Origin of the sequence: Pseudomonas cichorii (assembly GCF_015471405.1) — a bacterium.
Classification (GTDB): domain Bacteria; phylum Pseudomonadota; class Gammaproteobacteria; order Pseudomonadales; family Pseudomonadaceae; genus Aquipseudomonas; species Aquipseudomonas serbiensis.
This window is the reverse complement of the sequence record NZ_BLVZ01000019.1, coordinates 110,883-117,301: the sequence shown is the minus strand read 5'-3', so window position 1 is coordinate 117,301 and position 6,419 is coordinate 110,883. Positions and strand designations below refer to the sequence as shown.

At 56.0% G+C, this 6,419-nt stretch carries 6 protein-coding genes; 3 read left to right on the top strand and 3 right to left on the bottom strand.

Features of this window, described 5'->3' with window-relative positions; genetic code table 11:
- Window positions 1-310: 310 nt before the first annotated feature.
- Window positions 311-1,510: a tyrosine--tRNA ligase gene (gene tyrS, locus JL015_RS25150; RefSeq protein ID WP_201020393.1), complete on the bottom strand. Its 1,200-nt coding sequence runs from the start codon at window positions 1,508-1,510 to the stop codon at window positions 311-313.
- A 202-nt stretch (window positions 1,511-1,712) separates the two neighbouring features.
- On the opposite strand from tyrS, the gene JL015_RS25145 reads away from it, so the two are divergent.
- Both JL015_RS25145 and JL015_RS25140 read left to right on the top strand, forming a co-directional pair.
- A complete protein-coding gene (locus JL015_RS25145) occupies window positions 1,713-3,134 on the top strand; it encodes a peptidoglycan DD-metalloendopeptidase family protein (RefSeq protein WP_201020392.1) in 1,422 nt (473 codons plus the stop codon).
- A gap of 3 nt (window positions 3,135-3,137) precedes the next feature.
- Window positions 3,138-4,232: an anhydro-N-acetylmuramic acid kinase gene (locus tag JL015_RS25140; RefSeq protein WP_201020391.1), complete on the top strand. Its 1,095-nt coding sequence runs from the start codon at window positions 3,138-3,140 to the stop codon at window positions 4,230-4,232.
- Window positions 4,233-4,296: 64 nt separating this feature from the next.
- Here the strand turns inward: JL015_RS25140 and erpA are convergent, their stop codons facing one another.
- Together erpA and argC are read right to left on the bottom strand one after the other, a co-directional pair.
- Window positions 4,297-4,647, bottom strand: coding sequence for an iron-sulfur cluster insertion protein ErpA (erpA, locus tag JL015_RS25135; RefSeq protein ID WP_025262070.1), 351 nt, complete (start codon window positions 4,645-4,647; stop codon window positions 4,297-4,299).
- Window positions 4,648-4,810: 163 nt separating this feature from the next.
- Window positions 4,811-5,845, bottom strand: a complete 1,035-nt coding sequence (gene argC / locus JL015_RS25130) for an N-acetyl-gamma-glutamyl-phosphate reductase (RefSeq protein ID WP_201020390.1) — start codon at window positions 5,843-5,845, stop codon at window positions 4,811-4,813.
- Window positions 5,846-5,979: 134 nt separating this feature from the next.
- On the opposite strand from argC, the gene hemJ reads away from it, so the two are divergent.
- On the top strand, window positions 5,980-6,408 hold the full coding sequence (gene hemJ / locus JL015_RS25125; protein WP_201004842.1) for a protoporphyrinogen oxidase HemJ: 429 nt from the start codon (window positions 5,980-5,982) through the stop codon (window positions 6,406-6,408).
- Window positions 6,409-6,419 lie beyond the last annotated feature (11 nt).

Below are 6,419 nucleotides of genomic sequence, written 5' to 3'. Positions count from 1 at the left end.
CCCTCTGTATCTGTCAAGCGGTTATTTCAACAAGTTTCAAAGTTTCCTTTGCAACTTCAACCACTTGCGCTTCGATCAACTTCGCGTTGCTCGTTAGCGGGAGGCGAATTCTACAGCACCCGAAGGCAGTGTCAAACTCTTTCTCGAACCGCTATCGATCAGGCTGCGACCGAAGCACTTCCGAAGCCACTCCAGAACCTGATAAACACTTGTAAACTATTGATCTACAAGGCTTTTTCAGTTCCTTCTGCGCCGGAAGTGGGGCGAATTATAGAGACATTAAATCGCCCGTCAACCGTTAATTTAAGTTTTATTCCAAATTGAGGGTAATACGCCCGAAAGCCTTCTTCCCGGCCTGGCAAACATGAGTAGCGCCTACCTTGAAGATAAAGCTGCGATCAACAACCTCACCATCTATACGCACACCACCGGAAGCCAGCAAATCGCGAGCGACTGCTGAGTTCTTCACGAGGCCTGCCTTATTAAGGACGGCTGCCACAGGCATATCTTCAGTCGCGCCGACAGAAATTTCCGGCAAGTCGTCTGGCAGCTCACCGTCTTTCATACGGTTACCCGCAGAGCGATGAGCAGTCGCCGCAGCTTCTTCACCATGGAAGCGAGCCACAATCTCTTCGGCGAGCTTGATCTTGATGTCACGAGGGTTTGCCCCCGCCTCGCACGCCGCCTTGAACTCATTGATCTCTTCCATGGAGCGGAAGCTCAGCAATTCGAAGTAGCGCCACATCAAGGCATCAGGAATGGAAACCAGCTTGCTATAGATGACACCCGGCGCTTCCTGGATCCCCACATAGTTACCCAGCGACTTGGACATCTTCTTGACGCCGTCCAGCCCTTCCAGCAAAGGCATGGTCAGAATGCACTGCGTTTCCTGGCCATAGGCACGTTGAAGCTCGCGCCCCATCAACAGGTTGAATTTCTGGTCGGTACCACCAAGCTCGACATCCGCACGCAACGCGACAGAGTCGTAGCCTTGCACCAACGGATACAGGAACTCATGAATGGCGATCGGCTGATTGCTCTTGTAACGCTTGTCGAAGTCGTCACGCTCCAGCATCCGCGCCACGGTGTACTGCGAAGACAGACGAATGAAGTCAGCCGGGCTGAGCTTGTCCATCCATGTGGAGTTGAACGCGACTTCGGTCTTGGCCGGATCGAGGATCTTGAAGACCTGGGCCTTGTAGGTCTCGGCGTAATCCAGAACCTGCTCGCGCGTCAGCGGAGGACGAGTCGCACTTTTGCCGCTCGGGTCGCCAATCATCCCGGTGAAGTCGCCGATCAGAAAAATGACCTGATGCCCCAGATCCTGGAACTGGCGAAGCTTGTTAATAAGGACGGTATGACCCAGGTGCAGGTCGGGCGCCGTAGGATCGAAGCCCGCCTTGATTCGCAGCGGCTGACCGCGCTTGAGTTTGGCGACCAGTTCGGCCTCGACCAGGAGTTCATCCGCGCCACGCTTTATAAGCGCAAGCTGCTCTTCAACCGACTTCATATCAGCCCCCAATTTAAAGGGAACCAACCATACAAGATCAGAGCCCAATTACAAGTTTTTGCCCGGCATACGGCCACGAATCGGAGACCGATACGTAAGCAGGGTTGCTTCGGGCTGGATTTGGTTATATTTTATACAGTTATTTCATCTTCATCATGTCATTCATCTTTTCCATTTCACCTTTTTCAAAGTCAAATTACTTATGATCGACACGCCACCGCCTAAAGCGCCCCCGCTTTATCCGAAGAGCCACCTGCTCGCTGCAAGCGGCATTGCTGCATTGCTGAGCCTGGCCCTTCTGGTATTTCCTTCCAGCGAAGTTGAAGCGAAACGAACCAATCTGGTTCTTGATCTGGAAACACCTGCTGATCAAACCGCACAAGACCAAGACGCTCAGCAAGACACCCAAGCCACACCTGAAGGCACTGTTTCACCATTTGCCCAGATCGATAACGGTGAGAATCAGTCCCGGGAAAACGCTTCTGCTCAGCCGCAATCCCCCGCTACAGACGTAAAAGGCCCCAACCACAGGGAAGTCGTAGTCGCCAAGGGCGATACCTTGTCCACCCTGTTTGAAAAGGTCGGGCTGCCCGCCACGACGGTGCATGAAGTGATGGCCAGCGACAAACAGGCCAAGCAGTTCAGCAAATTGCAGAACGGTCAGGTTCTCCAGTTCGAGCTTTCATCTGACGGCCAGCTCAACCAGTTGCATAGCAAGCTCAGCGAACTGGAGACCATCAGCCTCTCCAGAACGGATGCAGGCTTCACGTTCAACCGCGAAGTCAGCAAGCCGACAGTCCGTGACACCTATGCTCACGCTGTCATCAACAGCTCGCTGTCCTTGTCGGCCCAGCGCGCCGGCCTGTCCCACAGCATGACCATGGATATGGCCAATATTTTTGGCTACGACATCGACTTCGCCCAGGACATTCGCAAGGGCGACGAATTCGATGTGGTTTATGAGCAAAAAGTAATCAATGGCAAGACTGTCGGCACCGGCAATATCCTCTCTGCCCGCTTCACGAATCGTGGCAAGACCTACACCGCCATTCGCTACACCAACAAGCAAGGCAATACCAATTACTACACCGCTGACGGCAACAGCATGCGCAAGGCCTTCATCCGCACACCGGTAGACTTCGCACGCATCAGCTCGATGTTCTCCATGGGCCGCAAGCACCCGATCCTGAACAAGATCCGCGCTCACAAAGGCGTCGACTATGCCGCGCCACGCGGTACGCCCATCAAGGCGACTGGCGATGGCAAGGTCCTTCTGGCCGGACGTCGCGGCGGGTACGGCAATACCGTCATCATTCAGCACGGCGAGACTTACCGCACGCTGTACGGACACATGCAAGGCTTCGCCAAAGGCGTACAAACCGGCGGAACCGTCAAGCAAGGTCAGGTGATCGGCTATATTGGAACAACCGGCTTGTCGACAGGCCCGCACCTGCACTATGAGTTCCAGGTCAATGGTGTCCACGTCGATCCGCTGGGTCAGAAACTTCCGATGGCGGACCCGATCGCCAAATCCGAAAAACAGCGGTTCATGCAGCAAAGCCAACCGTTGATGGCGCGTATGGACCAGGAAAAGGCCACTACACTGGCCTCTAATAAAAGGTAATCCATGGCCTTCTTCTATATAGGTGTGATGTCCGGCAGCAGCCTCGATGGGATAGATATCGCCCTATTGGAGCAGGATGATCGTCCAAGACTCCTGGCGACTCATTACATTCCGATGCCGGAAGATCTGTATGCCGAATTGCTCGGCCTTTGCTCAAGCGGCGCGGATGAACTTGCACGCGCTGCCATTGCCGAGCAGAAATGGGTAAAGCTGGTAGCACAAGGCGTCGCGACCCTGCTGGAAGAGCAGAACATGGTTGCCGGCCAGATACGCGCTATCGGCAGCCATGGCCAGACCATCCGTCATGAACCGGGACGCGGCTTCAGCATTCAGATCGGTAACCCTGCTCTACTTGCCGAGCTGACTGAAATTACCGTGGTCAGTGACTTCCGCCGTCGTGATATCGCTGCTGGTGGTCAGGGCGCGCCATTGGTTCCCGCCTTCCATGAAGCATTGTTCGACGACAATAAAGATCGCCGCGCCGTGCTGAACATCGGCGGTTTCAGCAACCTGAGCATCATTGAGTCAGATCGCCCGGTTTCTGGTTTCGATTGCGGGCCAGGCAACGTGTTGCTGGATGCCTGGATACAGTCGCAGCGTAACCAGAGCTTCGATAAAGATGGCGCATGGGCCGCCAGCGGTCAGGTCGAGCCTGCACTGCTAAAAGGCCTGCTGAGCGATCAGTTCTTCCTGACCAAAGGTCCGAAGAGCACTGGTCGTGAAGTCTTCAACCTCGGCTGGCTGCATCATCACCTGTTCCAGTTGCCGAGCATTGCGCCGGAAAACGTACAGGCGACACTGCTTGAGCTGACCGCACTGACCATCACCGAGTCGCTGCAATCGGCACAATCCAGCACCAGCGAGCTTCTGGTGTGTGGAGGCGGTGCCCATAACGTGGCGCTGATGAACCGACTGGCAGCGCTGTTGCCGGAGACGAAAGTCAGCAGCACCGCAAAATTCGGTGTTGATCCTGACTGGGTCGAAGCCATGGCGTTTGCCTGGCTGGCGCATTGCTGCCTGGAAAGCGTACCGGCCAACCGGCCAACGGTAACCGGAGCCAGAGGGCTGCGGGTACTGGGCGCCATCTATCCCGCCTGACGGGATGGCAGAATGAAAAACGCCGCGCATATGCGCGGCGTTTTCATATGAAGCGATGCACGGATCAGATCGAGAACGAAGAACCACAACCACACGTGGTAGAGGCGTTCGGGTTCTTGATCACGAAACGCGAGCCTTCCAGACCTTCCTGATAGTCCACTTCAGCACCAGCCAGATACTGGAAGCTCATTGGATCGACAACCAGGCTAACGCCTTCACGCTCGACGACGGTATCGTCATCCGCAACATCTTCATCGAAGGTGAAGCCATACTGAAAACCGGAACAACCACCGCCCGTCACGAAAACGCGCAGCTTCAGGCGATCATTGCCCTCTTCATCGACCAGGGTTTTCACCTTGTGCGCGGCTCCTGGGGTGAACTCCAGAGCTGTAGGAGTAAAGGATTCGACGCTCATGTCAGATATCTCCCGGCGTTAAGCCGTCATAATGCGTAATGACGGGCATTATCCGCTTCTCCTAGAAAACTGGTCAACTATTGAAGTGAAGAGCAGTAGCAAGCGGTCAAGCTACAAGCCGCAAGTGCTTGTAGCTTGTAGCTTGTAGCTTGTAGCTTGTAGCTCAAGGCATCATGCCTGCGTGCGACAGGCCTTCACGCTCGTCCAGACCGAACAGGATGTTCAGGTTCTGTACCGCCTGGCCCGATGCGCCCTTGACCAGGTTGTCGATGACCGACAGCACGACAACCAGATCACCTCCCTGTGGACGGTGAACGGCAATGCGGCAGACGTTTGCACCACGCACACTGCGCGTTTCGGGGTGGCTGCCTGCTGGCATGACATCGACGAAAGGCTCATCGGCGTAACGCTTCTCGAACAGCGCCTGCAAGTCCACCGACTTGTCGGCAACGGTTGCATACAGCGTGGAGTGAATGCCGCGGATCATCGGCGTCAGGTGCGGCACAAACGTCAGTCCCACATCGCCGCCTGCGGCGCGACGCAGACCCTGGCTGATTTCCGGCAGATGGCGATGGCCTTTGACGGCATAAGCCTTGAAGCTTTCGTTGGCCTCCGAGTACAGCGAGCCAAGGCTCAGACCGCGACCGGCGCCACTGACACCCGACTTGCAGTCGGCAATCAGGCGGGAGTTATCCGCAAGGCCCGCTTCCAGCAAAGGCAGGAAACCCAGCTGAGTTGCGGTCGGATAGCAGCCCGGCACAGCAATCAGGCGTGCATTCTTGATCTGCTCGCGATTGACCTCAGGCAGACCGTATACGGCATCCTTCAGCAGTTCAGGCGCGCCATGTGGCTGACCGTACCATTTGGCCCACTCGACCGGGTCCTGCAGGCGGAAGTCTGCCGAGAGGTCGATAACCTTTGTGCCGGCTGCCAGCAGTTCACCCGCCAGAGCGTGGGCAACACCGTGAGGCGTGGCGAAGAACACAACGTCACATGCGCCAAGAGTCTTGACGTCCGGAGCGCTGAAAGCCAGGCCGTCGTAATGGCCTCGCAGATTCGGGTACATGTCGGCTACGGCAAGTCCGGCCTCCGAGCGAGAGGTAATAACGACCACTTCTGCTTGCGGATGCTGTGCCAACAGACGCAGCAGCTCGACCCCGGTGTAACCCGTGCCGCCGACGATACCGACCTTGACCATAACCTGCCCTCAACGAAACAACTGGAAAGCCGTCGATGATATGGGCCTATCGCCTCTGCGACAACCGACAACGTGACGTATGGACACGCAACCCACTACTATTTGCCCACCGTGAACCTGGGGATAACTAAAAAATGCTCTTCTTATGGATCAAAGCGCTTCACATCGTATCGATGGTCTGCTGGTTTGCAGGCCTGTTCTATCTGCCGAGGCTGTTCGTCTACCACTCAATGAGCGAGGACACCGTCAGCAAGGAACGCTTCAGCGTGATGGAGCGCAAGCTGTACCGAGGCATCATGGGGCCTGCCATGATCGCCACGCTGATTTTCGGCGGCTGGCTGATCAGCTTCAGTCCGTCCGGGTATTTCAGCCAGGGCTGGATGCATGCGAAGCTGACGCTGGTTTTCCTGCTCATCGGCTACCACCACATGTGCGGCGCACAGGTAAAACGCTTCGCCCGTGGCGAGAATGGCCGCAGCCATGTGTTTTATCGCTGGTTCAATGAAGTCCCTGTAGTGATACTGCTGGCTGTCGTCATTCTGGTCGTCGTCAAACCGTTCTGATCAATACCGGG